Here is a 25,822-nt window from a genome sequence, read left to right on the forward strand (position 1 = left end):
CGGACGGAACGCCGCCCGCCGCGCTCAGCGCTCAGCGCTCCGCGTTCAGCGCTTGGCGCGCAGCCGCGCGGCCTCGTACAGCACGATGCCGGCCGCGACACCGGCGTTCAGCGACTCGGTCAGGCCGCTCATCGGGATCCGCACCCGCATGTCGCAGGTCTCCGAGACCAGCCGGGACAGGCCCTTGCCCTCGCTGCCCGCGACGATCACCACGGGGCCGGTCAGCAGCTCCAGGTCGCCCAGCTCGGCCTCGCCGTCGGCCGCCAGGCCCACCACCATCAGGCCGGCCTTCTGGTAGGCCTCCAGGGTGCGGGTCATGTTGGTGGCACGGGCGACGGGCAGCCGGGCCGCGGCACCGGAGGAGGTCTTCCAGGCACCGGCGGTCATGCCGGCCGCGCGGCGCTCGGGGATGACCACGCCGTGCGCGCCGAAGGCGGCGGCGGAGCGGACCACGGCGCCCAGGTTGCGCGAGTCGGTGACCCCGTCCAGCGCGATGATCAGCGCGTCCTGGCCGGCGTCGGCGGCGTCGGCCAGCAGGTCCTCGGGGTGGGCGTACTCGTACGGCGGGACCTGCAGCACCAGGCCCTGGTGGTTCATCCCGCCGGTCATCTGGTCCAGCTGGGGCCGCGGGGCCTCCATCAGCGGGATGCCGCGGTCGTTGGCGGCCTGGAAGGCGTCGCGGACGCGGTCGTCGGTGTCGATGAACTGCTGGACGTACAGCGCGTTGGCCGGGACGTCGCCCTGCAGCGCCTCGACGACCGAGTTGCGGCCGAAGACCAGCTCGGCGCTGCCCGCGCCGCCGCGACCGCCGCGACCGCCGGCACCGGCCCGGCGCATGCCGGCCCGGGCCTTGGCGTCCCGCTCGCGCTTGAGCGCGGCGTTGGCGGCCCGCTGCTTGGGGTGGCCCTTGCGCGCCTCACCGGGCGGGGTCGGGCCCTTGCCCTCCAGTGCCCTCCGGCTGTGCCCGCCGGTACCGACAGACGCGCCCTTCTTCGATCCGGGGTTGCGGCGGTTCCTGCGCTGGCTGTTGCCGGCCATGGCTGTACTTCCTGTCTGTCCGGCATGCCCGGCCGCCCCGCTCGGTGCGGCGGCGGCCGACGGCATGCGCTACGTCATGCGGGAGGGCCGCACCGGTCCGGTACGGCCCACCCATCACCCCGATCATCAGATGGGGTTACTGGCTGTTGATCGTCCAGCGCGGGCCGGACGGGGTGTCCTCGATCACCAGCCCGGCCAGGCCGAGCTGGTCGCGGATGGCGTCCGCGGTGGTGAAGTCCTTGCGCTGACGCGCCGCCTGCCGCTGGTCCAGGACCAGGCGGACCAGCGAGTCGACCACGCCGTGGAGGTCCTCACCGCGCTCCGTCCCGGCCCACTGCGGGTCGAGCGGGTCGAGGCCCAGTACACCGAGCATCGCACGGACCTCGGCCAGACGCGCCACCACGCTCTCCTTGTCGTCCGCGTTCAGGGCACTGTTGCCCTGGCGGACGGCGGTGTGCACGACGGCCAGCGCCTGCGGGACGCCGAGGTCGTCGTCCATCGCCTCGGCGAAGGCCGGGGGCACCTCGGGCGCCGCGTCGACCGTGCCGCAGCGCTCGACGGCCCGCTGGACGAAGCCCTCGATCCGGCCGAACCCGGCCTCGGCCTCGCGCAGCGCGTCCTCGCTGTACTCGATCATCGAGCGGTAGTGCGCGGCGCCCAGGTAGTAGCGGAGCACGATCGGCCGCCAGCGCTGGACCATCTCGGAGACCAGCACCGAGTTGCCGAGCGACTTGCTCATCTTCTCACCGGCCATGGTGACCCAGGCGTTGTGCACCCAGAAGGCGGCGAAGTCGTCGCCGTAGGCCTTGGACTGGGCGATCTCGTTCTCGTGGTGCGGGAAGATCAGGTCCAGCCCGCCACCGTGGATGTCGAAGGCCGTGCCCAGGTACTTGTGGGCCATCGCCGAGCACTCCAGGTGCCAGCCCGGGCGGCCGCGGCCCCACGGGGTGTCCCAGCTCGGCTCGCCCGGCTTGGCGGATTTCCACATCGCGAAGTCACGCTGGTCGCGCTTGCCGGTCTCGCCCTCGCCCTCGGGCTGGCGCAGGTCGTCCAGCTTCTGGTTGGAGAGCGCGAGGTAGTCGGGGTACGACTTCACGTCGAAGTAGACGTTGCCGTCGGCCGCGTAGGCGTGGCCCTTGGCGATCAGCCCCTGCATCATCTCGATCATCTCGGGGATGTGCCCGGTGGCCCGCGGCTCGACGGTCGGCGGCAGGCAGCCGAGCGCGCTGTAACCGTCGTTGAAGGCGCGCTCGTTCTCGTAGGCGATCTGCCACCACGGCGTGCCGAGCTCGCGCTCCTTGGCGATCACCTTGTCGTCGATGTCGGTGACGTTCCGGGCGAAGGTCACCTGGTAGCCGCGGTAAGCGAACCACCGCTGCATGATGTCGAAGTTGAGGCCGGACCGGATGTGCCCGATGTGTGGCGCCGACTGGACGGTAGCGCCGCACAGGTAGATCGAGACACAACCCGTTACAAGCGGGACGAAGTCGCGTACCTGGCGGGTGCTGGTGTCGTACAGACGAATGCTCACAGCGTCAAGCGTAGTGGGCGGCGGGGGGTGCCCCGCGACATTACCGGGGAACGGCAGGGCGTTCCCCGGGATCCGGCGGGTGCGGTCCCGGGGAAGCGCAGGTCGCGCGTGCGGCTCAGATGCTGCCGACCACCTTGCTCGGCGAGAGCCGGACGACCACCCGGACGTCCTCCGGACCGTCCCAGGTGTACTCGTCCTCGCCGCGGTACTTGGCGGCCAGCTCGTTGATCAGCTCCCGGCCGCCCTCGGTGGTCATCGTCACCGAACCGCGGGCCTCCAGGTACTCGTACGGGCTCTCCGCCGGGTTGATCAGGATCGAGACGCGCGGGTCCTTCACCAGGTTGAGGTGCTTGCGGCGGCCCTGGACGGTGGAGAACAGGATGTCGTCGCCGTCTCGCTTGACCCAGACCACCGAGGACTGGGGGCTGCCGTCGGGCTGGATCGTGGAGACCACGGCGAAGCTCTTGCCGTCGATCAACGCCTTCGCACGGTCGGAGAGTTGGGCACTCATCGGATTCTTCCTCTTCTGGTCGGCGACGATACGGACCCGAGGGCGAGCTCCGCACGGGCCCGGATCGAACCCTACCGATCCGGGCCCCCGCGACATCCGGTGAACACCCGTCAACAACGGTGTATTTCCGGCCGACCGACCGGCGGGCGGCTCAACGCCGCTCGTACACCAGCGCGGTGGCGATCGCGGCCAGCCCCTCGGCCCGGCCGGTCAGTCCCAGGCCGTCGGTGGTGGTGCCGGAGACCGAGACCGGCGCGCCGACCGCCTCGGACAGCGCGGCCTGCGCCTCGGCCCGCCGCTTGCCGATCTTCGGGCGGACACCGATCACCTGGACCGCGACGTTGCCGATCTCGAAGCCGGCCGCGCGCACCAGCCGGGCCGCCTCGCCGAGCAGCTTCACCCCGGAGGCACCGGCCCACTCCGGGCGGTCGGTGCCGAAGTGGGCGCCCAGGTCGCCGATCCCGGCGGCCGAGAACAGGGCGTCGCAGGAGGCGTGGGCGGCGACGTCGGCGTCCGAGTGCCCGGCGAGCCCGAACTCGGCGTCCGGCCACTCCAGTCCGGCCACCCACAGCGGGCGGCCGGCCTCGAAGGCGTGCACATCGGTGCCGATCCCCACCCGGGGGATCAGGGGTTCAGTAGGCATCGGCGGCCCTCCGGCGGGCGAGTACGGCCTCGGCGAGCACGAGGTCCAGCGGACGGGTGACCTTGAACGCCTCCTCGTGGCCGGGCACCACGACGACGGTGCCGCCGTAGCGCTCCACGAGTCCGGCGTCGTCGGTGACGGGCGGGGCGGCGACGCCGCCCGCGGTTTCCTCGGCCAGCGCCTTGGCGTGCACCTCGACCAGGGTGGCCCGGTCGAATCCCTGCGGGGTCTGCACCGCGCGCAGGGTGGCCCGCTCGGGCGTGTCGACGACCGGCTCGGGGCCGCCCGGGTTGGGCTCGACCCGCTTCACGGTGTCGGCCAGCGGCACCGCGGGGACCACCGCCCCGCACCCGGCCCGGACGGCGGCCGCGACGGCGTCCACCACCTCGACCGGGACGAGCGGGCGGGCCGCGTCGTGCACCAGGACGATCCCGACCTCCTCGGGGATCGCGGCCAGGCCCAGCCGGACCGACTCCTGGCGGGTCGCGCCGCCGGCCACCACCCGGATGTCCTTGTCGTCCAGTCCGTGGCTGTCCAGCAGGGCGACCACCTCGGCCACCCCGTCGGCGGGCGCGGCGACCACGACCAGGCCGACCGCCCGGCTGCGGGCGAGGGCCCGTACGGCGTGCACCAGGAGCGGCACGCCACCCAGTTCCCGCAGGGCCTTCGGGGCGCCGGGCCCCAGCCGCTCACCGCGTCCGGCGGCGGGCACCACTGCTGCTGCGACTGCTCCTGAGGCGTTCAGGTTTCACTCCTTCGGCGAAGTGGGTATGGCCTTGGCGTGCCCGGCGGGCGCGGGGGCCCCTTCCGAAGAACCACTGGTCCACTGCCCGCCGTACACCTGCGCGGAAACGGTCTTGCAGGCCTGGACCGGCTCGGGCGGGGGGGGCGTCGTCCGGACACGCCTCAGCGCCCGGAGTGCCACTGCACCACTCCCAGACGGTTCGTCCTGGGAACGGCACGCCGGCACCGGGCGCTGTGGGCAATGGGCGGCAGCCCGACCGCACTACGAGGCGAGGACCTCGTCGAGCAGCGTCTCCGCCTTGTCCTCGTTGGTGTTCTCCGCCAGCGCGAGCTCGCTGACGAGGATCTGACGAGCCTTCGCGAGCATCCGCTTCTCGCCGGCCGAGAGGCCGCGCTCGCGCTCACGACGCCAGAGGTCGCGCACGACCTCGGCGACCTTGATGACGTCGCCCGAGGCGAGCTTCTCCAGGTTCGCCTTGTAACGACGGGACCAGTTGGTCGGCTCTTCGGTGTACGGTGCGCGGAGCACCTCGAAGACCCGGTCCAGACCCTCCTGGCCGACCACATCGCGCACGCCGACGAACTCCGCGTTCTCGGCGGGCACGCGGAGCGTCAGGTCTCCCTGCTGCACCTTGAGCACCAGGTAGGTCTTGTCCACACCTTTGATCTGGCGAATTTCGATGGCCTCGATCAGCGCAGCCCCGTGATGGGGGTAGACCACCGTGTCGCCAACCTTGAACGTCATGTGACAGGACCCCTTCCGTGGCTTTCCAGAATAACACGCCTTGCGGCTCACCCGAAGGGCGTTTTCGCAGGTCAGGGCCGGTCTCGGGGCTTGACAACCACCCCCATGACGTGCTGCGACCGATGTTCGAGACGGGCTTCCCGCAGGTCGGAGGCGGTTCCGACGTCTGCCGAAACCCTTGCGCAACACCCCGGCAGCCATGATTGGATCTTGAGCTTTCACCCCTTTTCCGGCCGTGACCCGATCGTTATTCGATCTTGGTCGAAGCTTGTCCTGAAGCTGACTCGTCCATGCCATAGGGGTGGCCGGACGGCCCCCGCGGAGCCCCGGGAGCGCGACACGGGGACCACCCCGTGAGGAGCGCATAAGTGAGGTCGATAATCTGAGGCCTGACCTGTCGACACGTGACCTAGGAGTAGCCGCCGCCGTGAGCCGCAGCCTTCGACGCGGCAGCATCGCCGCCATCGCCGCCATCGCCATCGCCTCGCTGTCCTCCTGCGCGGCCAGCACCACGCCGGACACCCTGCAGATCAAGCCGGACAACGCCGCGGCGACCCTGGGGACGAACCTTCGACTGAACAACATCGTGCTCGTCACCGGGGTCGGCACCTCGGGTGACTACACGGGCCCCGCCAATGTGGTCGTGAACATCTCCAACACGGCCGGCACCCCGGCGGAGCTGCAGTCGATCACCGTCGGCAGTGCCACCGCCACCTTCGCGGACGCCGCGGGCGCCCCGCAGTCCAGCATCGTCGTGCCGCCCGGCGGCTCCGTGGTGCTCGGCGGCCAGGGCAACCCCTCCGCCTCGTTCAGCTCGGCCTCCGTCCACATCGGCGGCTTCGCCACCGCCACCTTCGCCTTCAAGGACGGCCAGAAGGTCGATGCCCAGGCCGGCGTGAGCCCGGACTCCGGCGAGAACGGCCGCGGCCTGTACAAGGGCTTCGGCCCGACCCCGCCCCCGACCCCGACCCCGGCCGCCGCGCCCACCAAGGCCGCCACGCCGTCCGCCGGCGCCACCGCCACGGGCACCCCGACGGCCCCGGCCACCCCGTCGGCCGGCGCCACCACCGCGGGTGCCCCGGTCGCCGGTGCCACCGCGACGGCGACCGCCCCGGCCGCCCACTGACGCAGTCAGGGCAACGCGGGAGGCCCCGCCGGCAGTCGCCGGCGGGGCCTCCCGCGTCCGCTCGGGCCCGCGGTCTACGGCTCGAACTTGTAGCCCAGGCCGCGGACGGTCACCAGGTAGCGCGGCGCGCCCGGGTCGGGCTCGATCTTCGCCCGCAGGCGCTTCACATGGACGTCCAGGGTCTTGGTGTCGCCGACGTAGTCCGCGCCCCAGACCCGATCGATCAGCTGCATGCGGGTAAGCACCCGGCCCGCGTTGCGCAGCAGCATCTCCAGCAGGTCGAACTCCTTGAGCGGCAGGTCGACCTTGGCGCCGTCCACCGTCACCACGTGCCGGTCCACGTCCATCCGCACCGGGCCCGCCTCCAGGGCGCCCGGGCCGCCGCCGTTCTCGCCCGCGCCGCCGTCCTCGCCGCGGCGGCGCAGCACCGCGCGGATCCGGGCGACCAGCTCGCGGGTGGAGTACGGCTTGGTGACGTAGTCGTCAGCGCCTATCTCCAGCCCGACGACCTTGTCGATCTCGCTGTCCTTGGCGGTCACCATGATCACCGGGACGTTGGAGCGCACCCGGAGCTGGCGGCAGACCTCGGTGCCCGGCAGTCCCGGCAGCATCAGGTCGAGCAGGACGAGGTCGGCACCGTTGCGTTCGAACTGCTCCAGGGCGTCGGGGCCGGTCGCGGCGACGGCCACCTCGAAGCCCTCCTTGCGGAGCATGTACGAGAGGGCGTCGCTGAACGACTCCTCGTCCTCGACCACCAGTACTCGGGTCACGATCAGGCCTCCGGGGCAAGCTGGGTTGTCTTTGTCAGGGGTACTTGCCGCTCCCCGGCGGGGAGCGAACGGGCCGTACGGTCGGTGCGGTCCGTGGTGAGGGTTCGGGGTGCCGCGGCGGGCCCGGCGGTCTCGGCGCCGGGCGCGTCGCGGGGTCCGCGGTCGTCGGCCAAGTGGTCGTCGGACCCGTGGCCGTCGGACCCGTGGCCGTCGAGGGCGTCGCCGTCGGAGTCGTCGGCGAACCCGTCGTCGCCGGCGGGCGCCTGGCCGGCGGGCAGGCGCACGGTGAACGTCGAACCCTGCCCCTCGACGCTCCACACCGAGACGGTGCCGCCGTGCGAGGCGGCGACGTGCTTGACGATGGACAGGCCGAGGCCGGTGCCGCCGGTCTGCCGGGAGCGGGCCGGGTCGACGCGGTAGAAGCGCTCGAAGACCCGCTCGCGGTCCTTCTCGGAGATGCCGATGCCCTGGTCGGTGACCGAGATCTCGATCAGTTCGCCGTCCGCCTCGCCGAGCGCCGCGGCGCTGGAGATCCGGCGGGTGGCGATGGCCACCCGGGTGCGGGGCGGGCTGTAGTTGACGGCGTTCTCCACCAGGTTGCCGAGCGCGGCCGCGAGCTGGCCGCGATTGCCGTGCAGGTAGAGCCCTGCGATGCCACCGGCCGCGATCAGGATCTGCTTGGCGGCGGCCTGCTGGCGGCAGCGGTCGATCGCCTCGGCGATCAGCTCGTCCACCGCGACCGGCTCCGGGTCGGCCATCAGCCGGTCGTCCTGGACCCGGGAGAGGTCGATGATCTCCTGCACCAGGCTGGCCAGGCGGGTCGCCTCGACCTGCATCCGGCCGGCGAAGCGCTGCACCGCCTCCGGGTCGTCGGCCGCGTCGGCGACCGCCTCGGAGAGCAGCGAAAGGGCGCCGACCGGGGTCTTGAGCTCGTGGCTGACGTTCGCCACGAAGTCCCGGCGGACGGCCTCCACCCGGCGGCGCTCGGTCTGGTCCTCGACCAGCACCAGCACCAGCCGGGAGCCCAGCGGGGCGACCCGGACGGAGACCGCGAGCGGCTCGGCCGCGCGGGCCGCGCCGGGGCGGGGCACTTCCAGCTCCACCTGCCGGATCTCGCCGTCCCGGCGGGTGGCACGGGCCAGTGCCAGCATCTGGTCCACGGCGACCGCACCACCGCGCACCAGGCCCATCGCGTACGCCGCCGAGCTGGCCTTGACCACCTCGTCGCCCTCGCCCAGCACGATCGCGCAGGAGCGGAGCACGGAGAGTACGGTGTCGACCCCCGGCGGCAGCGGGGGCTCCGGGGTGCCGGTGCCCAGTGCCTGGTGCCGGCCGTACTGCTTGCCGCTGGTGTACCTGCCCCTGGCCTGCTCGCGCTCGCTCCAGCGGAAGGCGATGGAGGCGGTGAGGCCGACGCCGAGCCCGGCTATGGCACAGGCAGCGGCAGCGGCCACGTTCACGTCCATGTGGCCAGCGTAAGCGCACGGCCACACCACTCCCCAAGGGCTGGATCAAGGCATCGACCGTGCGTTGCCGAGAATTCACCTCCACGTGGCTGCCGATTCACCGTAGCGGCCGTGCGCCGTCGCCCGAACGGCACAGAGTTGTCCATGCAGCCCGTGTGGGAGAGACCGGTGCGCCGAACGGCGGCCAAGGTCTCGGGTGTGCGCGTACCATTCGCGCCACCAGCAGCGGTCGCCCGAACGCCAACGGCGGTCGGACGGGCTGACCGGTCGGCACCGCCACCGACACAGCTACTGAGGAGAGAACATGCGCGACGCGTACCACGAGGAACTCGATGCGATCGGCGACAGCCTGGTCGAGATGGCCCGGCTGGTCGGCTCGGCCCTGGGCCGGGCCACCACCGCTCTCCTCGACGCGGACCTGGCGCTGGCGGAGGGCGTGATCGCCGCCGACGAGAAGATCAACGACCTCCACCACGAGCTGGAGAACCGGGCCATCGACCTGCTCGCCCGTCAGCAGCCCGTCGCCACTGACCTGCGGATCGTGGTCACCTCGCTGCGGATGAGCGCCGACCTGGAGCGCTGCGGCGACCTCGCCCGGCACGTCGCCAAGGTCGCGCGGATGCGCTACCCGGAGTCGGCGGTGCCCGCCGACCTGCAGTCCACCGTCCTGGAGATGGGCCAGCTCGCCCAGCGCCTGGTGGCCAAGGCGGGCCTGGTGATCGCCACCAAGGACGTCGACAAGGCCCTGGAGATGGAGCAGGACGACGACCGGATCGACGCCCTGCACCGGGAGCTGCTGTCGCACCTGATCGACGAGCGCTGGCACCACAGCATCGAGACCGCCGTCGACATCACCCTGGTCGGCCGCTACTACGAGCGCTTCGCGGACCACGCGGTGTCGGTCGCCAAGCGCGTGGTGTACCTGGTGACCGGCGAGCACGTGGCCGAGTTCGTGGCCGCCGCCGAGGCGGCGGAGGCCGCCGGGGTGGAGTGACGGCGCGGGGTTGAGTGACGCCCGGGTGGAGTGACGGCCCGGGTGGAGTGACGGCCCGGGTGGAGTGACCGTCGCTCACCCCGGGGGCCGAGTAAACCTGTGGCGAGGGGGGTGTGGACGCACGGTCCTCCGTACGTCCCACCACTGCGCGCCCGTTGACGCTCCCACCGAACGGCGGCTTCACTCGAGGGTGGGGCACCGCGGTGTGCCCGTCACTAGGAGGGAAGAGCTCGATGAAGGCCAACCCGACCCGACCGGCAACCGCCCACGACACCGTCGAGCCGCCCACCCCGAAGCTGTTGCCCGTCCTCGCGGCCGGCTGCGGCTGCGGCCCGGGCTGCGGCTGCGGCTGCCAGTCCGGCGCGCCCTGCCAGTGCGGCGGCGCGGACGGCGGCTGCTGCGGCGGTCACTGAGGAAGTCCACCGTCACCGGACCGGGGGGCGGCCCGGGATGCACCGTTCGTGCATCCCGGGCCGCCCGTCCTGCGGTTGCCGTCAGAACTGCACGTCGGTGCAGGAGTAGAAGGCGTTCCCGGTGTCGGCGATCGTCCACACCGCGACGACCACCTGGTGCCCGGTGCGGCCGGTCGGGACGGTCGCGGTGTGGCTGAGCGTGCTGGGCACCTGCGCACCGCCGTACGGGACGACCAGGAAGGGCGTCAGGTCGAGGTCGGCCCGGGTGACGGGCTGGGAGGCGTCGTAGCCCGGTTTGGTCAGGTAGTACCTGAAGTCGGTCGTCGCGTGCCTGGCCGTGAACCTCCAGGTGAAGGTGAGCCGCTGACCCGCCGTCACCGGCGTGGTGGGCCAGGCGCCGCCGTGCGGGTCGTCCAGTTCGGCGAAGCGGGCGTTGCCGCCGGCGCAGATGGTGCCGTCGGAGGGCCCGGAGGCCGGGAAGCCCTTCGGCCCCTCGACACTCTGCGGCTCCCACTGGATGTCGCCGCAGTCCCACGGGACGGCGCTCGCGTCCGCGTCGCAGAGCGCGGCCCGGCTGGGCGGCGTGGTGATGTACCCGTGGGACTGGGCCGGGACGGCCAGGGTGAGCGGGATCGCCAGCGCGGCGGCGACCGCCCCGACCAGATGACGTGTGCGCATGGTGCTCCTCCGTGGGGGTGGATGGAGAGTGCGCCGGGGCGCAGACGCGCGCGTGGGGGTGCGGCGGCCCGGGACATGGGGGATCCCTTGGCATGCCTGCGCCAGCCCGGTGCCCTCACGGTAGGAGCCGGCGCCACCACCCGTCAATGGTCTGAACCATTTTGGACGAGACCACAGCTCGCCCACCAGACCCCAACTCGCATGAACCCCAGTCCCGTTGAACGCCGAAGGCCCCGCACCCGGCGAACCGGGTGCGGGGCCCTGGGACGACCTGAGACCTGCGGCTTACTTCTTGCCCTGGTTCTTGACCGCCTCGATGGCCGCGGCGGCGGCGTCCGCGTCGAGGTAGCGGCCACCCTTGGCGACCGGCTTGAAGTCGGCGTCGAGCTCGTAGACCAGCGGGATGCCGGTCGGGATGTTCAGGCCGGCGATGTCCGCGTCGGAGATGCCGTCGAGGTGCTTGACCAGCGCGCGCAGACTGTTGCCGTGGGCGGTGACCAGGACGGTCCGGCCGGCGGCCAGGTCCGGGACGATGGCGTCGTACCAGTACGGGAGCATCCGCTCGACGACGTCCTTCAGGCACTCGGTGCGCGGACGCAGCTCGCTCGGGATCTCGGCGTAGCGGGCGTCACCGGCCTGCGAGTACTCGGCGTCGTCGGCCAGCACCGGCGGCGGGGTGTCGTAGGAGCGGCGCCACAGCTGGAACTGCTCCTCGCCGAACTCGGCCAGGGTCTGGGCCTTGTCCTTGCCCTGCAGCGCGCCGTAGTGCCGCTCGTTCAGGCGCCAGCTGCGGCTGACCGGGATCCAGTGGCGGTCGGCCTTGTCCAGCGCGATCTGCGAGGTGCGGATGGCACGGCGCAGCAGCGAGGTGTGCACCACGTCCGGGAACAGGCCCTCGGCGGCCAGGAGCTCGCCACCGCGGGCGGCCTCCTTCTCGCCCTTCTCGTTGAGGTCGACGTCGACCCAACCGGTGAACAGGTTCTTCTGGTTCCACTGGCTCTCGCCGTGGCGGAGCAGGATGAGTCGGTACGTCGTGTCAGCCATGGCCCCCAGCTTAGTGGAGGGCAGGAAAACCCCTGGTGGGGACCTCGGGCGGCTGTGTAACGTGTGCGGCGGTTACCTGCCACTTACCCACGTCGGCTGACCGGGCCTGCCCGCGCCGCTCAGCGGACGCCTGCCCCCGGGAGCCCCCACATGCTCGTCGCCCTGGCCGCCAACCCCCGGATCCGAAGACTGGTGCGCGAGACGGTGGGCGGGCTGCCGCGGCAGTTCTGGTGGCTCTGGGTGAGCACCCTGGTGAACCGGCTCGGGTCCTTCGTCGTCACGTTCCTGGCGCTCTACCTGACCGCCGAGCGGGGGTACTCGGCGTCCTACGCCGGGCTGGTGGCCTCGCTGTTCGGTGCCGGCTCGGCGGTCGCCGCGGTCGGCGCCGGGGTGCTGACCGACCGGATCGGGCGCCGTCCGACGCTGGTCGCCGCCCAGCTCGGCACCGCGGCGTCCACCGCCGTACTCGGCTTCGTGGACGGCCAGGCGGCGATCGCCGCGGTGGCCTTCGTCGTCGGGCTGTGCAACAACGCCACCCGGCCGCCGACCTCGGCGATCATCGCCGACCTCGTCCCGGCCGAGGACCGGGTCCGGGCGTACTCGCTGAACTACTGGGCGATCAACATCGGCTTCGGCCTCTCCGCCGCCGTGGCCGGCCTGATCGCCACCCGCGGCTACCTCACGCTCTTCCTGCTGGACGCCCTCACCACCCTGGTCTGCGCGGTGGTGATCTTCATCCGGATCCCGGAGACCAGGCCGCAGGCCGCGCCCGGGAGGGACGCGGACGAGGCCGGGGCGAGCACCAGCCTGCTCACCGTGCTCCGGGACGCCCCCTTCATGGCGCTGGTCGGGCTGACCCTGCTGATCGCCCTGGTCTTCCAGCAGGGCAGCACCACCCTGGCCGTCGACATGGGCGCCTCCGGCATCACGTCCACCGAGTACGGGCTGGTCATCGGTCTGAACGGGCTGCTGATCGTGGTGCTGCAGATCCCGCTGACCCGCTGGCTGGAGGGCCGCTCGCGGACCGCGATGCTGATCACCAGCTGCCTGCTCACCGGCTGGGGTTTCGGGCTGGCCGCGCTGGCCGGATCCTCGGCCTGGCTGTTCGCGCTGTCGGTGGCCGTCTGGACCGTCGGCGAGATCCTCCACACCCCGGTGATGATGGGCCTGGTGAGCGAGCTGGCGCCGACCCACGGGCGCGGCCGCTACCAGGGCGTCTACTCGCTGTCCTGGTCGCTCGCCTCGCTGCTCGGCCCGGCCGGCGGCGGGCTGCTGCTGCAGTACGCCGGGCCGGCGGTGCTGTGGTCGGTCTGCGGGGCGATCGGGACGGCCGCCGCGCTCGGGTACGCGGTGCTGGCCCGTCGCACGGGTGCGACGGGGCGCCGTCCGGGTGCGGTGATCGAGGTGGCGCCGGCGGAGGAGACCGAGAAGGCCCCGGCGGGCGCCTGAGCGCCCGGGCGGGTCAGGCTCCCGGGCTCCCCTCGGCGGCCGGGGCGCCCGGGGCGGCCAGGTGGGCGAAGGCGGCCAGGTTGCGGGTGGACTCCCCGCGCTTGGTGCGCCACTCCCACTCGCGCCGGATCGCCGAGGCGAAGCCCAGCTCCAGCAGGGTGTTGAAGGGCTCGTCGGCGTTCTCCAGCACCGTGCCGAGCAGCCGGTCGACGGCCTGCGGGGTGAGCGCCTCCAGCGGCAGGCGCCCGGCCAGGTAGACGTCGCCGAGCGCGTCGACCGCGTACGCCACGCCGTAGAGGCGGGTGTTGCGCTCCAGCAGCCAGCGGTAGACGGCCTCGTGGTTCTCGTCCGGGCGGCGGATCACGAAGGCGTTCACCGACAGGGTGTGGTCGCCGACCCGCAGGGCGCAGGCGGTGTTCAACTTGCGGGTGCCAGGGAGGGTCGCCACCAGGGTGTACGGGTCGGCGGCGGCCGGCTCCCAGGCCACCCCGGCCTCGTCCAGGGCGGTGCGCAGGAGGGTCAGGGCCTCGTCCTTGGTGCGGATTGCCATGGGGGTGACGTTACTCGGCGGTACGGGGACAGCGCAGCCCGGTGCGGGCCGCAGGAGTCAGCGGCGCAGGGCCCCGGTCAGTCGGCCGGCCGGACGGGCCATGCTGCCGGCGTACACCTCGGCGGTGGTCGCCGCGGCGGTGTCCCAGCCGAAGGCCGCCGCGTGCCGGGCCGCCGCCGCACCGCGCCGGGCCACCAGCGCCCGGTCGGTGACGTACGGCTCCAGCGCGTGCGACCAGGCCAGCGGGTCGTGGCCGTGCACCAGGGTGCCGGACTCGCCGTCCCGCACCGCGACCGGCAGGCCGCCGACCGCGGCCGCCACCACCGGGGTGCCGCAGGCCTGGGCCTCCAGCGCCACCAGGCCGAAGGACTCGCTGTACGAGGGCATCACCAGGGCCGTCGCCGCGCGGTACCAGTCCGCCAGCCGGGTCTGGCCGACCGGCGGGTGGAAGCGCACCACGTCGCCGATGCCCAGCTGGGCGGCGAGCTTGTGCAGGCTCTCCGGCCGGGCCAGCCCGGTGCCGGACGGCCCGCCGACCACCGGCACCACCAGGCGCTCGCGCAGCTCCGGACGGCGATCCAGCAGCGCGGCCACCGCTCGCAGCAGCACGTCCGGCGCCTTCAGCGGCTGGATCCGCCCGGCGAACAGCAGCACCGCGGCGTCCTGCGGCAGGCCCAGCCGGTCCCGGGCGTCGGCCGCGGTCCGCGGGCCGCCGGGGCGGAAGACGTCCAGGTTGACCCCGGGGTGGACGACGGCCAGCTGGTCCGGCCGGGCCGCGTAGTGCAGCGCCAGCTCGGCGGCCTCCTCGGTGGTGTTGGCGATCAGCCGGTCGGCCGCCTCGACCACCTGGGTCTCGCCGATCACCCGGGCCGCGGGCTCGGGCGTGTCGCCCTCGGCCAGTGCGGCGTTCTTGACCTTCGCCATGGTGTGCATGGTGTGCACCAGCGGCACCCCCCAGCGCTGGGCGGCCAGCCAGCCGACCTGCCCGGAGAGCCAGTAGTGCGAGTGCACCAGGTCGTAGTGGCCGGGGCGGTGGCCGGCCTCGGTGCGCAGCACCCCGTGGGTGAAGGCGCACAGCTGGGCCGGCAGGTCCTCCTTGACCAGGCCCTCGTACGGCCCGGCGGTGACGTGCCGGACCAGCACGCCCGGCGCCAGCTCGACCGTCGGCGCGTCGTCCGAGCAGATCGCCCGGGTGAACACCTCGACCTCGATGTTGAGCTCGGCCAGGCGCTTGGCCAGCTCGACGATGTACACGTTCATCCCGCCCGCGTCCCCGGTGCCGGGCTGGTGCAGCGGCGAGGTGTGCACGCTGAGCATGGCTATCCGGCGCGGGCGCCGGCGGCCCGGGACGAGCGACTGGAGCCGGCCGCGCGCGGGCGCGGCCGACTGGGCACGGCGTACCGAACGGACGGGGTGCTGGATCACCTGGCTGAAGCCTCCTCGTGTGCGGCCCGTCTCGGCGGGTCCGCGTGGACGGGCCGCCGCATGTCCGGTGTGCGCTGCCCCGTCCGGGCACACATCACCACCAGTGTGCCAACCACGCGGCGGTCGCCCGGCATTCCCGGTCGCGGCGATCGACCGGCCGCTCCGGCATCCGCCCAGGTCAGGGCGGCGGCCGACCGGCCCCACCGGGGCCGATTACCCTTCTCGCATGGCTGCCTCCTTCGACCCCGCGACCGCCGCGCCCGCCCGCGGCCGGGCCGGACGGCCGGTGGGGACGGTCACCCGGGGCACCACCAACACCAACCGGCTGCGCCGGATGGACCGCTGGATCGCCCACACCCTGGGCCGGACGCTGCGCGCCGCCGAGCGGCCGCCGGTCGCGGTCGACCTCGGCTACGGCGCGGCGCCGTGGACGGCCGTGGAACTGGCCGGACGGCTGCGCACGGTGCGGCCGGACGTCCGGGTGGTCGGGATCGAGATCGAGCCGGAGCGGGTCGCGGCCGCGCTGCCGTACGCCGAGCCGCCGCTGCTCACCTTCCGGCGCGGCGGCTTCGAGGTGCCGCTGGACGGCGGCGGGCCGGCCCAGCTGATCCGGGCGGCCAACGTGCTGCGGCAGTACGACGAATCGGCGGTGCCCGGGGTGTGGGAGCGGCTGTGCTCCCGGCTCGCCCCGGACGGGCTGCTGGTGGAGGGCACCTGCGACGAGATCGGGCGGCGGCACGTCTGGGTCGCGCTCGGGCCGGAGGGGCCCCGAACGGTCACCTTCGCGGCCCGGCTGGGCGGCCTGGTCCAGCCCTCCGACCTGGCCGAACGGCTGCCGAAGGCGCTGATCCACCACAACGTGCCGGGGCGGCCGGTGCACGCCTTCCTGACCGACTTCGACCGGGCCTGGGCGGCGGCCGCGCCGTACGGGGCGTTCGGGGCGCGGCAGCGCTGGGTGGCGGCGTGCACGGCGCTGGCGGGCAGCTGGCCGCTGGTGGACGCGCGGGGGCGGTGGCGACAGGGCGAGGTCACACTGCCGTGGACGGCGCTCGCACCGTAGCGGCCCCTTTCCCTGCTGGTGGACCTGCGCGCTGGTGAGCGACACGACGCATTCACTCGAACGAGTTATCGAATATCTCTGGCGCGTTGACGCCCCGTCACGCCACGATGGAAGCCACCGAGCGGCGACACCACACGCCGCTCGGTGGCCGCCCTGTCCAGTCACGCACAGCACCGCAGCAGCCCGTCAGCAGCCCTCCGGCCCGAGCAGCTCCCCCCGGGCCCGTTCGAACACCCGGTACATCTCCGCCCCGAACAGCACGAACCGCACCTCCGCCAGCTCCGCGCCCGCCCGCGCGTCATCGCCGTCCAGCACGCCGGCGACGGTGCCCAACGCGATCCGGGCCGCATCCGCCGGCGGCCAGCCGAAGATCCCGGCCGACACGGCCGGGAAGGCCACCGTGCGCGCGCCCAACTCAGCCGCCGCACGCAGCGACTCGCGATAGCAGGAGGCCAGCAGCCCAGCCCGCTCCTCGTACTCCTCCGCCAGGTACACCGGCCCGACGGTGTGCACCACCCACCGGGCCGGCAGCCGCCCCGCCGTGGTCGCCACCGCCCGCCCGACGGGCAGCCCCCTGCCCCAGTGCGAGGCCCGCAGCCGACGGCACTCCGCCAGGATCTCCGGCCCGCCCCTTCGGTGGATCGCGCCGTCCACCCCGCCCCCGCCGAGCAGGGACGAGTTGGCGGCGTTCACCACCGCGTCCACCCGCTGTTCCGTGATGTCACCCTCGACCAGGGTGATCCGTGCCACCGTCACCAACCCCTTCCCCGGGCCCGCCCGGCAGCCGCCGGGCCGGGATCCGAGCCGTCGTCCGAATCCGATCACCGCACCGCCACCGGCGTGGCAATAACCACAACGGCGCCGGTCGGCCAGAGAAATCCCCGGAGATCACGTTATGGTCGCGAGAAGTTCCCCGACGCACGGTGCCAGGCGGGCACTGCGGACGGACTCCGGCCGTTACGCAGTCGGGGAAAGGGAGGAACCACCGATGCCCGCAACGGGAGACGGGCGGGCACCTGGTGCCGCGGACCTGCCGGGCGCCCATGACGGCGCCCCGGTCGGCCATGCCCGCAACCGCCCGACGACCGGCCCGGCCACGGCCACTCCCCCGATACCCCACCCCCGCTCGCAGCCGGTCCGGACCGCGCACGGCACCCGCCACCCCGCGCACCTCGTCGAGGCGGGAAGCGTTCCGGCGGCCGGTGACGGGCCCGCCGACGGCAGCACGCCACTGCGGCTGCTGGTCATCGAGGACGACGCCTCGGACGCCCAGTTGATCAAGGCGGCGGTCGCCGACAGCGGCACCTCCATCGAGATCCACTGGGCCCGCGGCCTCGAACAGGCCACCCAGCTGCTCGCCCAGGCCTTCCCCGCCACCCGGCGCGGGCGCTCCCGCGGCAACGACTTCGGCTGCGTGCTGCTCGACTTGGCCTCCCCGGCCGACCTGCCGCACCCCTCCGACGCCTCGGACGGCCTGGAAGGCCTGCACGAACTGCTCCGCCGCGCCCCGCACATCCCCGTGGTCGTGCTCACCGACGCCGCCGGGGCCGAACTCGGCGCGGCCGCCGTCGCCGCGGGCGCCCAGGACTTCCTGCTCAAGCACGAGACGGACGGCCCGCTGCTGGCCCGCGCACTGCGCTACGCCGTCGAACGCAAGCGCGCCGACGAGTCCCAGCGCCGCCTGGTCGAGGCCGAATTGCGGGGCCAGGAGAACGCCCGGCTGCAGCGCCACCTGCTGCCCACCCCGCTGCTGGACGGCGCCGGGCTCTCCTTCACCCGCCGCTACCGCCCCGGCCGCCGCCGCGCCCTGCTCGGCGGCGACTTCTACGACGCCGTGCGCACCGACGACGGCACCGTCCACGTCGTGATCGGCGACGTCTGCGGCCACGGCCCGGACGAGGCCGCGCTCGGTGTCGCGCTCCGGATAGCGTGGCGCACCCTGGTCTTCGCCGGCCTCACCGGCGAAACCCTGCTCACCACCCTCCAGCACGTGCTGGAGCACGAACGGCGCAGCGACGAGATCTTCGCCACGCTCTGCATGCTCGTCATCGAACCCGGCGCCGCCGTCGCCGGCCTCGACTCGGCCGGTACCCCCGAGCGGGCCCGGCTCTACCTCGCCGGACACCCGGCGCCGCTGCTCCTCGGGCGCGACCACCCCCCGGTCACCCTGCCCTCCGAGTTTGCGGGGCCCGCGCTCGGCCTGCTGCCGTGCCACGACGGGCAGGCCGCCTGGCCCGCCCACGAGGTCGAACTCCAGCCCGGCTGGCGGCTGTTGCTCTACACCGACGGGCTGATCGAGGGCCGGGTCGGGGCCGGGTCGCGGCGCCTCGGCCAGGACGGGCTGGCCGACCTGGTCGCCGACCACCAGTCCGCCGGGCTCACCCGGGGCCGGCTGGTCGACAGTGCGATCGCCGAGGTCGAGGAACTCAACGGCGGCGCGCTGACCGACGACGTCGCGGTGCTGCTGCTGGAACGCAATCCGGTGCAACTACTGCTCGGCTGAGCCCAGCCGCAGGAAAGGACGCAGCCCGGGCAGGGAGTTCACCTGCCCGGGCTGCGGTCTCGTTCCGCCGGGTTCGCTACCAGGGGCCGTACGGGCCGGTGTTGCTCCGGCCGCCCCGGCCGCTGCCGCCGGTCAGGGCCCGGATCGCGGGGCGGACGTCCACCACGTAGACGATCGAGGCGACCAGGCCGGCCAGGGTGCCGATGCTGCCGAGGAAGTTCGCGCCGAACAGCAGGTCCCAGCCGAAGCTGATCCCGAGCACAGCCAGCCAGAACCCCTTGGTCTTCTTGTCCGCCGCCCGGTAGGCGTCCTCCCGGCGGGTGGCCGCGTCGACCAGCGCGAAGAACTTGTAGCCCAGAATGGCGACGGCCATCCACCAGAACGGGTTCAGGTAGGAAAAGGCCAGGATCTGGAACACTCCGGTCATCGCGGTCTCCTACGTCTCTCGGCTTGCTGCACCCCGGCCGCCGCCCATCCTGGCACGGCGGCCACCCGCACGTGTGAACGTCCCACCGTCACCGGATGTGCCCCGGCCGGGCGGGGCCGGTCACTCCGAGGCGTCGGCGCCGCCCTTCCGGGCCTTGGCGGACTTCTGCGGCGCCGGAGCCTCGGCGTCGTCCACCAGTTCGCCCCGGACGGGCTCGTCCGCGGAGTCCACGGCCTCGGTGTCCGGGGTGTTCTGGGGGCGGGCCTTGTCCACGACGACCTTGCCGCGCTCGGCCAGCTCGTCGTACGTCTCCTTGGCCCGGACGGCCAACTCCAGCGCACGGGCCACCTGCTGGAGGGCGAAGTCCTGGGCCCGCTCCTGCAGGACCTTGAGGTCCGTGGGGAAGGCGGTGACGGCCTCGCTGACCTTGGCCGGTGCTCCGGCCAGCAGCTCCTGCGCCTCGTGCAGCCGGGCGGTCGCCCTGTCCTGTGCGGCCTGGCGGTCGGCCGCCAGCGCCTCGACCCGGCCCGGCACCTCGCGCAGCTTCTCGTACGCGAGGTCCCCGGCACCGGCCAGGGCGTAGAGCGGGGTCGGGTCGGTGAGGGTCTTCTTGATGTCGTCGGTGATCGGCATGGTTACCGGTCCTCCAGGGGGGTGTGCTGGGTGGCCGCGCCGTCGGTCATCGGGGTGGACCCCGAAGCGGCGTTCTCCTTGAGGAAGGCGTCGTAGACCGCGAGCAGCGCCTGCTTCTGCTGCTCGTTGATCAGCGGATCGGCCAGGATCGACGCCCGGAGCTCCAGGCCCTCACCCCGCCGCTCCTCCAGGATCCCGGCCTGGACGTACAGCGTCTCCGCCGAGATCCGCAGCGCCTTCGCGATCTGCTGCAGGATCTCCGCGCTCGGCTTGCGCAACCCTCGCTCGATCTGGCTGAGGTAGGGGTTGGACACGCCGGCGGCCTCCGCCAGCTGGCGCAGTGAGTACTGCGCGTTGCGGCGCTGCTCGCGGATGTACTCGCCGAGGGAGCCGACGTTCAGGGAGGCCATGGGGACAGCGTGCAACACCCTGCTTGCAATTGCAAGCACGGTGTTAGCGGGAGCAAACGCGGCGCGCCGACCGGGTGACCCCGATCGGGCGTTCCGGTGACTTCAGGGCAGGCGGACCGGCATCAGGACGGAGAAGGTGCCGGTTCGGCCGGGGGTGCGGATGGCCAGGGGGGCGATGGGGCCGCCGAGTTCGAGGAGGAGTTGTCCGGGGTGGCCGGCGCGCAGGGCGTCGAGGAGGAAGTCGCGGTTGACGGCCACCTGGAAGTCCTCGGGGGCGGGGTCGTCGGCGACGGTGAGGTGGCCGTCCTCGGTGAGGGTGAGGAGGGTGACCTGGCAGTCGGCGCCGTGCGGGCCGGAGGGGAGGGTGCAGGTGGCGCCGGCTTCGACGGCGGCGCGCAGTTCGGCGGCGGGGAGGGTGATCCGGTGCCGGGGGTCGAGCCGGGTCAGGGTGCGGTGGTCGGGGTAGTCGAGGTCGACCGTGGTGCCCTCGACGCGGTGGTCGGGGGTTTCGGCGCGGAAGGTGCCGGCGCCCAGGGTGAGGGCGATCTCGGTCGGGCCGGTGGGCAGGAGTGCGCGCAGGGCGTCGACCAGGGCGGTCGGGACGGTGCTGCCGGCGGTGGGCTGCTGGGGCGCCCCGAGGGCGGGCAGCTCGGCCAGGGCCATCCGGTAACGGTCGGTGGCGACCAGGCGCAGGACCGGACCGTCGGGTTCGAAGAGCACTCCGGCGAGAGAGGGCAGTTCCGGGTCGCCGCAGACCGCGAAGCGGACCGCGTCCAGGGCGGCGGCCAGGCCGTCGGCGCGGACGGTGAGGCGCAGCTCGGCGGGGGTGGTGGTCATCGGGTGCTCCCTCTGCTCGATCGTTGTGCGGATCAGGGAGAGTTCGCGGCGGGCGTCGGACAGGCCGTCCTCCAGCCGGCGCAGGTGGGCGTCGAGGACGCGCTCGGCCTCGCCGCTGCCGGGGACGGCGGCGAGGACCGCGCGGATCGCCGTCAACGGCAGGCCGACCCGGCGCAGCCGGGCCAGCAGGCGGGCGTCGGCGAGTTGGGCGGGCCGGTACCAGCGGTAGCCGGTCTGCGGATCGACCCAGGCGGGGGTGAGCACCTCGGCGCCGTCGTAGTAGCGCAGGGTGCCGACGCCCAGGCCGCTGGCGCGGGCCAGTTCGCCGATGCTGTGCAGCTCGCTCTCCATGCCGGTGACTCTCGGGGCTCGACCTGGTCGAGGGTCAAGCGAGGTGGGCGAGCTTGTGCGGGTTGCGGACGGCCCGGATCTCGGAGACCAGGAGGGAGCCGTCCGGTCCTTCGGTGAAGTCGAGCACCGAGACGGAGTCGACGGCGCCGTCGACGGTGATCAGCAGGCCGGGCTGGCCGTTGACCAGGACCGGTCGGGCGCCCACGCCATCGCCCAGCTTGCGGAGCAGGCCGAGCAGGAAGCGGGCCACGTTGTCGGCGCCGGTGACCGGCCGCACCGCCGCGGTGATCACGCCGCCGCCGTCGCTCCAGGTGGTGACGTCGGGGGCGAGCAGGGCGAGCACCCGGTTGAGGTCGCCGCCGACGCACGCCGCCAGGAACTCGTCGGTGGCCCGGCGGCGCAGCTCCGGCGGGGCGTCGAAGCGGGGGCGGCGGGCGCGCACGTGCGCCCTGGCCCGGCTGCCGACCTGGCGGCAGGCGGTCTCGGTGCGGTCCAGTGCCTCGGCGATCTCCTGGTAGGAGAAACCGAAGGCCTCCTTGAGGACGAACACCGCCCGTTCCAGCGGGGAGAGGCTCTCCAGCACCACCAGCAAGGCCAGCGAGACGGTCTCGGCACGCTCGACGCCGTCGGTCGCGTCCGGCTCGGTGACCAGCGGCTCGGGCAGCCAGGGGCCGACGTAGGACTCGCGGCGGACGGCGGCGGAGTCGAGGCGGTTGAGGGCGAGGTTGGTGACCGTACGCGCCAGGTAGCCGCCGGGGCTGGCGACCGGGCCGGTGACCTGACTCCAGCGCAGCCAGGTGTCCTGGACGAGGTCCTCGGCGTCGGCGACGCTGCCGAGCATCCGGTAGGCGATGCCGAAGACCGTCCGCCGGTGTCGTTCGAAGTCGGCGAGCCAGGTGTCGGGGGTGTCGGTCACGGTCGGGACGCTACCGCACGGTAGCGGGGCGGGACGGCCCCTAGGAACGGAAGGTGTCGTAGGCGGGGGCCAGGAGGGCGGCGAGGTCACGGCCGTGGACGGTGATGCCGGAGCGGCCGAGGCGGTTCAGCGAGGGTTCGGCCGGTTCCTCGTCGGGGGTCTTCAGGGTGAAGTCGCCGCGCCAGTAGGCGGCGACGTTGACCGTCTCAGGCTTCGGCCGTTCCGTCACGCGTCCTCCTCGGCCACGGCGTCCTCGCGGGTGAGGGCGACCAGTTCACGCAGCGCCTCGACCGGCAGGTCGGTGAGCCACTGCTCCCCCGCGCCCACCACGGTGTCGGCCAACGAGCGCTTGGCGGTGAGGAGTTCGTCGATCCGCTCCTCGACGGTGCCGACGCAGACCAGCCGGCGGACCTGGACGTCGCGGCGCTGGCCGATCCGGAAGGCGCGGTCGGTGGCCTGCTCCTCGACCGCCGGGTTCCACCAACGGTCCAGGTGGATCACCTGGTTGGCGGCGGTCAGGTTGAGGCCGGTGCCGCCGGCCCGCAGCGAGAGCAGGAACACCCCTGGGCCGTCCGGGGACTGGAAGCGCCGGACGAGCTCCTCGCGGCGGCCACGCGGAACGCCCCCGTGCAGGTACAGCACCTCCTCGCCGAGTCGGCGTTCCAGGTACGGGCGGAGCATCGTGCCGAACTCGGCGTACTGGGTGAAGACCAGGGTGCGGTCGCCCTCGGCCAGCGCCTCCTCCAGCAGTTCGGCGAGCCGGGCGACCTTGCCCGAGCGCTCGCCCAACGGCGAACCGTCGTGCAGCAGTTGGGCCGGGTGGTTGCAGACCTGCTTGAGCTTGCCGATCGCCGCCAGCACCGTGCCGCGCCGCTCCACGCCCCGGATGCCCTCGACCCGCTGCAGCAGGTCGGCGACCACCGCCTGGTAGAGGCCGGCCTGTTCGGCGGTGAGGTTGCACCAGACGGTCATCTCCTGCTTGGCGGGCAGCTCGGCCGCCACCGCCGGATCCGACTTGAGCCGGCGCAGCACGAACGGGGCGGTGCGGCGCCGGAGTTCGGCGGTCCGCCCGGGGTTGCGGTGGACTTCGACCGGGATCGCGTAGCGCTCCTTGAAGCGCTCGGCCGGGCCGAGCAGTCCGGGGTTGGCGAAGTCCAGTACGGCGTGGAGTTCGGCGAGCCGGTTCTCCACCGGGGTGCCGGTGAGGGCGATCCGGTGCCGGGTGACGGGCAGCGCGCGGATCGCCCGGGACTGGGCGGTGCCGCTGTTCTTGATGTGCTGCGCCTCGTCGGCGACCACCCGGCGCCAGCGGATCGCGCGCAGTGCGGCGAGGTCGCGCTGGACCAGTCCGTAGGTGGTGATGACCAGGTCCACTCCCCCGACCGCGTCGGCGAGTTGCCCGGCGTCGAGGCGGCCGGCACCGTGGTGGACGTGGCGGCGCAGGGCGGGGGCGAAGCGTTCCGCCTCGCGCTGCCAGTTGCCGACCAGGGACATCGGGCAGACGAGGAGGGTGGGGCCGGCTTCGCCGTCGTGCTTCTCGGCGGCGAGCAGGGCGAGGGTCTGGACGGTTTTGCCGAGGCCCATGTCGTCGGCCAGGACGGCGCCGAGGCCGAGGCCGGACATGGTCCTGAGCCACGCGAGCCCGCGCCGCTGGTAGGGCCGCAGTTCGGCCCGGAAGTCCGGTGGCGGCGGCCGGTCCTCGGGGGCGGCACCGGCACCGCCGGCGAGCAGGTCGCCGAGCGGGCCGTCCACCCGGACGCCGGTGACCGGCAGCCCGGCGACCGTCGCGTCGGGGTCGAGGGCGAGCCGCAGCAGGTCGGCGGCGACCAGCAGGCCGTCGCGCTGCTCGGTGAGGAAGGCGAGCGCGGCGGCGATCTGGGCCGGGTCGGCCTCCAGCCAGGTGCCCCGGACCCGCACCAACCCCTGTTTGGCGGCGGCCAGTTCGGCGAGTTCCTGCTCGGTGAGCGGAGTGCCGTCCGGGCCGAGCGCGGCCTGCCAGCGGAAGGCGACGACGGCGTCCCGGTCGACCTGGCTGGTGACGGCGAGGGTGCCGGGCGCGGGCGGGGTGGTGGCGCGCAGGGCGAGTCCGAGCCGGGGGCGGCGGCGCCACCAGGCGGGCAGCAACACACCGAAACCGGCCTCGGCGAGGGCGGGCGCGGCGGTGCGCAGGAAGTCGAGGGCACCGGTCCGGTCGAGCGGCAGGGCGGACGGGCGGGTGCGGTGGCGCAGTCCGTCCAGGACCGGCCAGCGGTGGGCGGCGCGGCCGAGTTCGGCGGCCAGGACCTCGGCCGGGCCGGCGGGCTCGTCCGTCGGAGCCGCGGGCGGCCCCTGCGTGGTCCTGCGGGCGAGTGCGGCGTACGCCGCGCCGCCCTCGTGCAGGTCGGCGGCGCGGACCAGCAGGGACGGCTCGTCGACGGCCTGGAGCAGGAACTCCAGGTGCCAGGCGTCGTCGGAGGGGCGGCCCCCGGGGCCGTCGTCGGCGGGGCCGAGCGGTTCGACCAGCCGGAAGCAGAGCCGCAGCGCGGGGTCGGCGGGCTCGGCGGTGGCGTACCAGTCGGCGATCCGGCGGCGCAGTTCGGCGACGTCCCGGGGCGGGGCGTCGACCTCGCCGGAAGGGGTGGTGAGGGCGTGCAGCCAGCGGTCGGCGGCCGTCCCGCCGGAATCGGGGAAGGGCGTGTCGGCCAGTGCGGCGCGGGCCTCGGCGTCCACCAGGGCGGCCAGGGCGGCGTCGAGCAGCGCCTCCCCGGTGGTCGCGCCGGTGGGCCACTCACCGAGCAGTACGGGCGGGCAGCCCGCCGCGAGTGCGGCGGCCTCGTGGCGCCCGGCCGGGGTGGGATCGGGCCGCCAGCGGGCCTGTGGACGGCCGTCGGCCAGGACGGGCAGCGGCAGCACCCGGCCCCGGCCGACCGTGCGCCAGGCGAGGTCGTGCACCCCGGTGAGCCAGCGCAGCGAGGGGCCGTAGACCACCTCGACCCGGCCGGTGCCGGGCAGGTCGGTGTCGGTGACGGCCCAGTGCGGGTCGTGGACCTCGCCGAGCAGCTGGGCGGCGGCTCCGGCGTCGAAGAGGAGCGCGGGCACCCGCCAGGGGGCGAGGACGGCACCGCCGCGCGGCGGGGTGACCGGCAGGTCGGGCGAGGGGGCGGGCAGGGTGCCGACGGTGGGCAGCAGGAGGGTGGCCCAGCGTTCGGGGGCCTGTGCGGCGAGCCAGCCGAGCCCGGGCCCGATGCCGCCGAGGACGGCGGCCAGGCTCCCGGCCGGGCAGGCGAAGGGGTGGGCGCGCGGGGCGGGCCGGTCGGGCCGGGGTTCGCCGGCGCCGGGGTGGGCGCGGGCGTCCTCGGCCCAGAGGGCCAGCCGTCCGTCCGCCCGCCAGAGCGCGTGCAGGACGAACATGCGGGGCCTTCCGGGGGGATCGGACTGTCCTTCGCAGCCTAGTCGGGTGGTCCGACAGTGCCCGTCGGCCCGGGCACCGGGCCGTTCGGGGGTCCGGAAGAAGGCTTCGGAGGAACGCTTCGGAAGGAGGCTCCGGGCGCATGGTTGAAACTTGAACGAAAGCGTCGT

General features: G+C 73.7%; 26 protein-coding genes. 6 read left to right on the forward strand and 20 right to left on the reverse strand.

What is annotated here, in order from left to right:
- Positions 1-45 precede the first annotated feature (45 nt).
- The 6 genes from rlmB to HS99_RS09050 form a co-directional block, all read right to left on the reverse strand.
- The gene (gene rlmB / locus HS99_RS09025) at positions 46-1,038 is read right to left on the reverse strand and encodes a 23S rRNA (guanosine(2251)-2'-O)-methyltransferase RlmB (RefSeq protein WP_030288542.1); all 993 of its coding nucleotides are present in this window, start codon (positions 1,036-1,038) and stop codon (positions 46-48) included.
- Between the two features lie 136 nt (positions 1,039-1,174).
- The gene (cysS, locus tag HS99_RS09030) at positions 1,175-2,569 is read right to left on the reverse strand and encodes a cysteine--tRNA ligase (protein WP_050366710.1); all 1,395 of its coding nucleotides are present in this window, start codon (positions 2,567-2,569) and stop codon (positions 1,175-1,177) included.
- Positions 2,570-2,684: 115 nt separating this feature from the next.
- Positions 2,685-3,080, reverse strand: a complete 396-nt coding sequence (locus tag HS99_RS09035; protein WP_030288538.1) for a PPOX class F420-dependent oxidoreductase — start codon at positions 3,078-3,080, stop codon at positions 2,685-2,687.
- Positions 3,081-3,231: 151 nt separating this feature from the next.
- Complete coding sequence (ispF, locus tag HS99_RS09040; protein ID WP_030288537.1) at positions 3,232-3,723, reverse strand: 2-C-methyl-D-erythritol 2,4-cyclodiphosphate synthase; 492 nt, start codon at positions 3,721-3,723, stop codon at positions 3,232-3,234.
- On the reverse strand, positions 3,713-4,468 hold the full coding sequence (gene ispD, locus HS99_RS09045) for a 2-C-methyl-D-erythritol 4-phosphate cytidylyltransferase (protein WP_030288536.1): 756 nt from the start codon (positions 4,466-4,468) through the stop codon (positions 3,713-3,715). Before ispD ends, ispF begins: the two co-directional genes overlap by 11 nt.
- Positions 4,469-4,729: 261 nt before the next feature.
- Entirely contained in the window at positions 4,730-5,212 is a 483-nt protein-coding gene (locus HS99_RS09050; protein ID WP_030244332.1) for a CarD family transcriptional regulator, read from the reverse strand.
- 427 nt (positions 5,213-5,639) lie between these two features.
- Here HS99_RS09050 and HS99_RS09055 point away from each other — a divergent pair, with 427 nt between their 5' ends.
- Entirely contained in the window at positions 5,640-6,338 is a 699-nt protein-coding gene (locus HS99_RS09055; protein WP_051835594.1) for a hypothetical protein, read from the forward strand.
- A 74-nt stretch (positions 6,339-6,412) separates the two neighbouring features.
- Here HS99_RS09055 and phoP read toward each other — a convergent pair whose 3' ends face one another.
- Positions 6,413-7,108, reverse strand: coding sequence for a two-component system response regulator PhoP (gene phoP / locus HS99_RS09060; protein ID WP_030061050.1), 696 nt, complete (start codon positions 7,106-7,108; stop codon positions 6,413-6,415).
- A gap of 2 nt (positions 7,109-7,110) precedes the next feature.
- Positions 7,111-8,574, reverse strand: a complete 1,464-nt coding sequence (locus HS99_RS09065) for a sensor histidine kinase (protein WP_078867558.1) — start codon at positions 8,572-8,574, stop codon at positions 7,111-7,113.
- Between the two features lie 304 nt (positions 8,575-8,878).
- Between HS99_RS09065 and phoU the strand changes: the two genes are divergently transcribed.
- Both phoU and HS99_RS09075 read left to right on the forward strand, forming a co-directional pair.
- A complete protein-coding gene (phoU, locus tag HS99_RS09070) occupies positions 8,879-9,568 on the forward strand; it encodes a phosphate signaling complex protein PhoU (RefSeq protein ID WP_030288528.1) in 690 nt (229 codons plus the stop codon).
- A 233-nt stretch (positions 9,569-9,801) separates the two neighbouring features.
- Positions 9,802-9,981: a hypothetical protein gene (locus tag HS99_RS09075; protein WP_030555054.1), complete on the forward strand. Its 180-nt coding sequence runs from the start codon at positions 9,802-9,804 to the stop codon at positions 9,979-9,981.
- Positions 9,982-10,062: 81 nt separating this feature from the next.
- On the opposite strand, the gene HS99_RS09080 is transcribed toward HS99_RS09075, so the two are convergent.
- Positions 10,063-10,659 (reverse strand): lytic polysaccharide monooxygenase, encoded by a 597-nt coding sequence (locus tag HS99_RS09080; RefSeq protein WP_030555052.1) that lies wholly within the window; start codon positions 10,657-10,659, stop codon positions 10,063-10,065.
- A 285-nt stretch (positions 10,660-10,944) separates the two neighbouring features.
- Entirely contained in the window at positions 10,945-11,703 is a 759-nt protein-coding gene (locus tag HS99_RS09085) for a phosphoglyceromutase (RefSeq protein ID WP_030288521.1), read from the reverse strand.
- A 150-nt stretch (positions 11,704-11,853) separates the two neighbouring features.
- On the opposite strand from HS99_RS09085, the gene HS99_RS09090 reads away from it, so the two are divergent.
- Complete coding sequence (locus HS99_RS09090) at positions 11,854-13,152, forward strand: MDR family MFS transporter (RefSeq protein ID WP_030288518.1); 1,299 nt, start codon at positions 11,854-11,856, stop codon at positions 13,150-13,152.
- 13 nt (positions 13,153-13,165) lie between these two features.
- Here HS99_RS09090 and HS99_RS09095 read toward each other — a convergent pair whose 3' ends face one another.
- Together HS99_RS09095 and mshA are read right to left on the reverse strand one after the other, a co-directional pair.
- Complete coding sequence (locus HS99_RS09095; RefSeq protein WP_030288516.1) at positions 13,166-13,702, reverse strand: type III secretion system chaperone family protein; 537 nt, start codon at positions 13,700-13,702, stop codon at positions 13,166-13,168.
- 57 nt (positions 13,703-13,759) lie between these two features.
- On the reverse strand, positions 13,760-15,127 hold the full coding sequence (gene mshA, locus HS99_RS09100; RefSeq protein ID WP_046387125.1) for a D-inositol-3-phosphate glycosyltransferase: 1,368 nt from the start codon (positions 15,125-15,127) through the stop codon (positions 13,760-13,762).
- Positions 15,128-15,353: 226 nt separating this feature from the next.
- Between mshA and HS99_RS09105 the strand changes: the two genes are divergently transcribed.
- The gene (locus HS99_RS09105; RefSeq protein ID WP_046387126.1) at positions 15,354-16,187 is read left to right on the forward strand and encodes a class I SAM-dependent methyltransferase; all 834 of its coding nucleotides are present in this window, start codon (positions 15,354-15,356) and stop codon (positions 16,185-16,187) included.
- Positions 16,188-16,373: 186 nt separating this feature from the next.
- Here HS99_RS09105 and HS99_RS09110 read toward each other — a convergent pair whose 3' ends face one another.
- Complete coding sequence (locus HS99_RS09110) at positions 16,374-16,937, reverse strand: O-acetyl-ADP-ribose deacetylase (RefSeq protein ID WP_030555049.1); 564 nt, start codon at positions 16,935-16,937, stop codon at positions 16,374-16,376.
- Positions 16,938-17,175: 238 nt separating this feature from the next.
- Between HS99_RS09110 and HS99_RS09115 the strand changes: the two genes are divergently transcribed.
- Entirely contained in the window at positions 17,176-18,690 is a 1,515-nt protein-coding gene (locus HS99_RS09115; RefSeq protein WP_030555047.1) for a PP2C family protein-serine/threonine phosphatase, read from the forward strand.
- Positions 18,691-18,766: 76 nt separating this feature from the next.
- Here HS99_RS09115 and HS99_RS09120 read toward each other — a convergent pair whose 3' ends face one another.
- From HS99_RS09120 to HS99_RS09150, 7 genes are all read right to left on the reverse strand, one after another.
- A complete protein-coding gene (locus tag HS99_RS09120; protein ID WP_046387329.1) occupies positions 18,767-19,117 on the reverse strand; it encodes a DUF2516 family protein in 351 nt (116 codons plus the stop codon).
- A 120-nt stretch (positions 19,118-19,237) separates the two neighbouring features.
- Complete coding sequence (locus HS99_RS09125; protein ID WP_046387330.1) at positions 19,238-19,750, reverse strand: hypothetical protein; 513 nt, start codon at positions 19,748-19,750, stop codon at positions 19,238-19,240.
- A gap of 2 nt (positions 19,751-19,752) precedes the next feature.
- Complete coding sequence (locus HS99_RS09130) at positions 19,753-20,160, reverse strand: helix-turn-helix domain-containing protein (RefSeq protein ID WP_046387331.1); 408 nt, start codon at positions 20,158-20,160, stop codon at positions 19,753-19,755.
- A 102-nt stretch (positions 20,161-20,262) separates the two neighbouring features.
- Positions 20,263-21,348 (reverse strand): DNA polymerase III subunit beta family protein, encoded by a 1,086-nt coding sequence (locus tag HS99_RS09135; RefSeq protein WP_030555045.1) that lies wholly within the window; start codon positions 21,346-21,348, stop codon positions 20,263-20,265.
- Between the two features lie 34 nt (positions 21,349-21,382).
- Positions 21,383-22,189: an RNA polymerase sigma factor SigJ gene (gene sigJ, locus HS99_RS09140; protein ID WP_046387333.1), complete on the reverse strand. Its 807-nt coding sequence runs from the start codon at positions 22,187-22,189 to the stop codon at positions 21,383-21,385.
- 115 nt (positions 22,190-22,304) lie between these two features.
- Positions 22,305-22,493 (reverse strand): hypothetical protein, encoded by a 189-nt coding sequence (locus tag HS99_RS09145; RefSeq protein WP_030288503.1) that lies wholly within the window; start codon positions 22,491-22,493, stop codon positions 22,305-22,307.
- Positions 22,490-25,654 (reverse strand): DEAD/DEAH box helicase, encoded by a 3,165-nt coding sequence (locus tag HS99_RS09150; RefSeq protein ID WP_030288501.1) that lies wholly within the window; start codon positions 25,652-25,654, stop codon positions 22,490-22,492. The genes HS99_RS09145 and HS99_RS09150 overlap by 4 nt, the downstream gene beginning before the upstream one ends.
- Positions 25,655-25,822 lie beyond the last annotated feature (168 nt).

It is taken from the genome of Kitasatospora aureofaciens (assembly GCF_001188955.3).
Lineage (GTDB): Bacteria > Actinomycetota > Actinomycetes > Streptomycetales > Streptomycetaceae > Kitasatospora > Kitasatospora aureofaciens.

Coding starts and splice junctions, on each gene's coding strand:
- phoU (WP_030288528.1), top strand. CDS start 8,879: ATGCGCGACGCGTACCACGAGGAACTCGATGCGATCGGCGACAGCCTG.
- HS99_RS09090 (WP_030288518.1), top strand. CDS start 11,854: ATGCTCGTCGCCCTGGCCGCCAACCCCCGGATCCGAAGACTGGTGCGC.
- HS99_RS09085 (WP_030288521.1), bottom strand. CDS start 11,703: ATGGCTGACACGACGTACCGACTCATCCTGCTCCGCCACGGCGAGAGC.
- HS99_RS09125 (WP_046387330.1), bottom strand. CDS start 19,750: ATGCCGATCACCGACGACATCAAGAAGACCCTCACCGACCCGACCCCG.
- HS99_RS09105 (WP_046387126.1), top strand. CDS start 15,354: ATGGCTGCCTCCTTCGACCCCGCGACCGCCGCGCCCGCCCGCGGCCGG.
- HS99_RS09075 (WP_030555054.1), top strand. CDS start 9,802: ATGAAGGCCAACCCGACCCGACCGGCAACCGCCCACGACACCGTCGAG.
- HS99_RS09065 (WP_078867558.1), bottom strand. CDS start 8,574: ATGGACGTGAACGTGGCCGCTGCCGCTGCCTGTGCCATAGCCGGGCTC.
- rlmB (WP_030288542.1), bottom strand. CDS start 1,038: ATGGCCGGCAACAGCCAGCGCAGGAACCGCCGCAACCCCGGATCGAAG.
- HS99_RS09135 (WP_030555045.1), bottom strand. CDS start 21,348: ATGGAGAGCGAGCTGCACAGCATCGGCGAACTGGCCCGCGCCAGCGGC.
- HS99_RS09050 (WP_030244332.1), bottom strand. CDS start 5,212: ATGACGTTCAAGGTTGGCGACACGGTGGTCTACCCCCATCACGGGGCT.
- HS99_RS09120 (WP_046387329.1), bottom strand. CDS start 19,117: ATGACCGGAGTGTTCCAGATCCTGGCCTTTTCCTACCTGAACCCGTTC.
- sigJ (WP_046387333.1), bottom strand. CDS start 22,189: ATGCTCGGCAGCGTCGCCGACGCCGAGGACCTCGTCCAGGACACCTGG.
- HS99_RS09095 (WP_030288516.1), bottom strand. CDS start 13,702: ATGGCAATCCGCACCAAGGACGAGGCCCTGACCCTCCTGCGCACCGCC.
- HS99_RS09035 (WP_030288538.1), bottom strand. CDS start 3,080: ATGAGTGCCCAACTCTCCGACCGTGCGAAGGCGTTGATCGACGGCAAG.
- HS99_RS09115 (WP_030555047.1), top strand. CDS start 17,176: ATGCCCGCAACGGGAGACGGGCGGGCACCTGGTGCCGCGGACCTGCCG.
- HS99_RS09080 (WP_030555052.1), bottom strand. CDS start 10,659: ATGCGCACACGTCATCTGGTCGGGGCGGTCGCCGCCGCGCTGGCGATC.
- HS99_RS09150 (WP_030288501.1), bottom strand. CDS start 25,654: ATGTTCGTCCTGCACGCGCTCTGGCGGGCGGACGGACGGCTGGCCCTC.
- ispF (WP_030288537.1), bottom strand. CDS start 3,723: ATGCCTACTGAACCCCTGATCCCCCGGGTGGGGATCGGCACCGATGTG.
- HS99_RS09130 (WP_046387331.1), bottom strand. CDS start 20,160: ATGGCCTCCCTGAACGTCGGCTCCCTCGGCGAGTACATCCGCGAGCAG.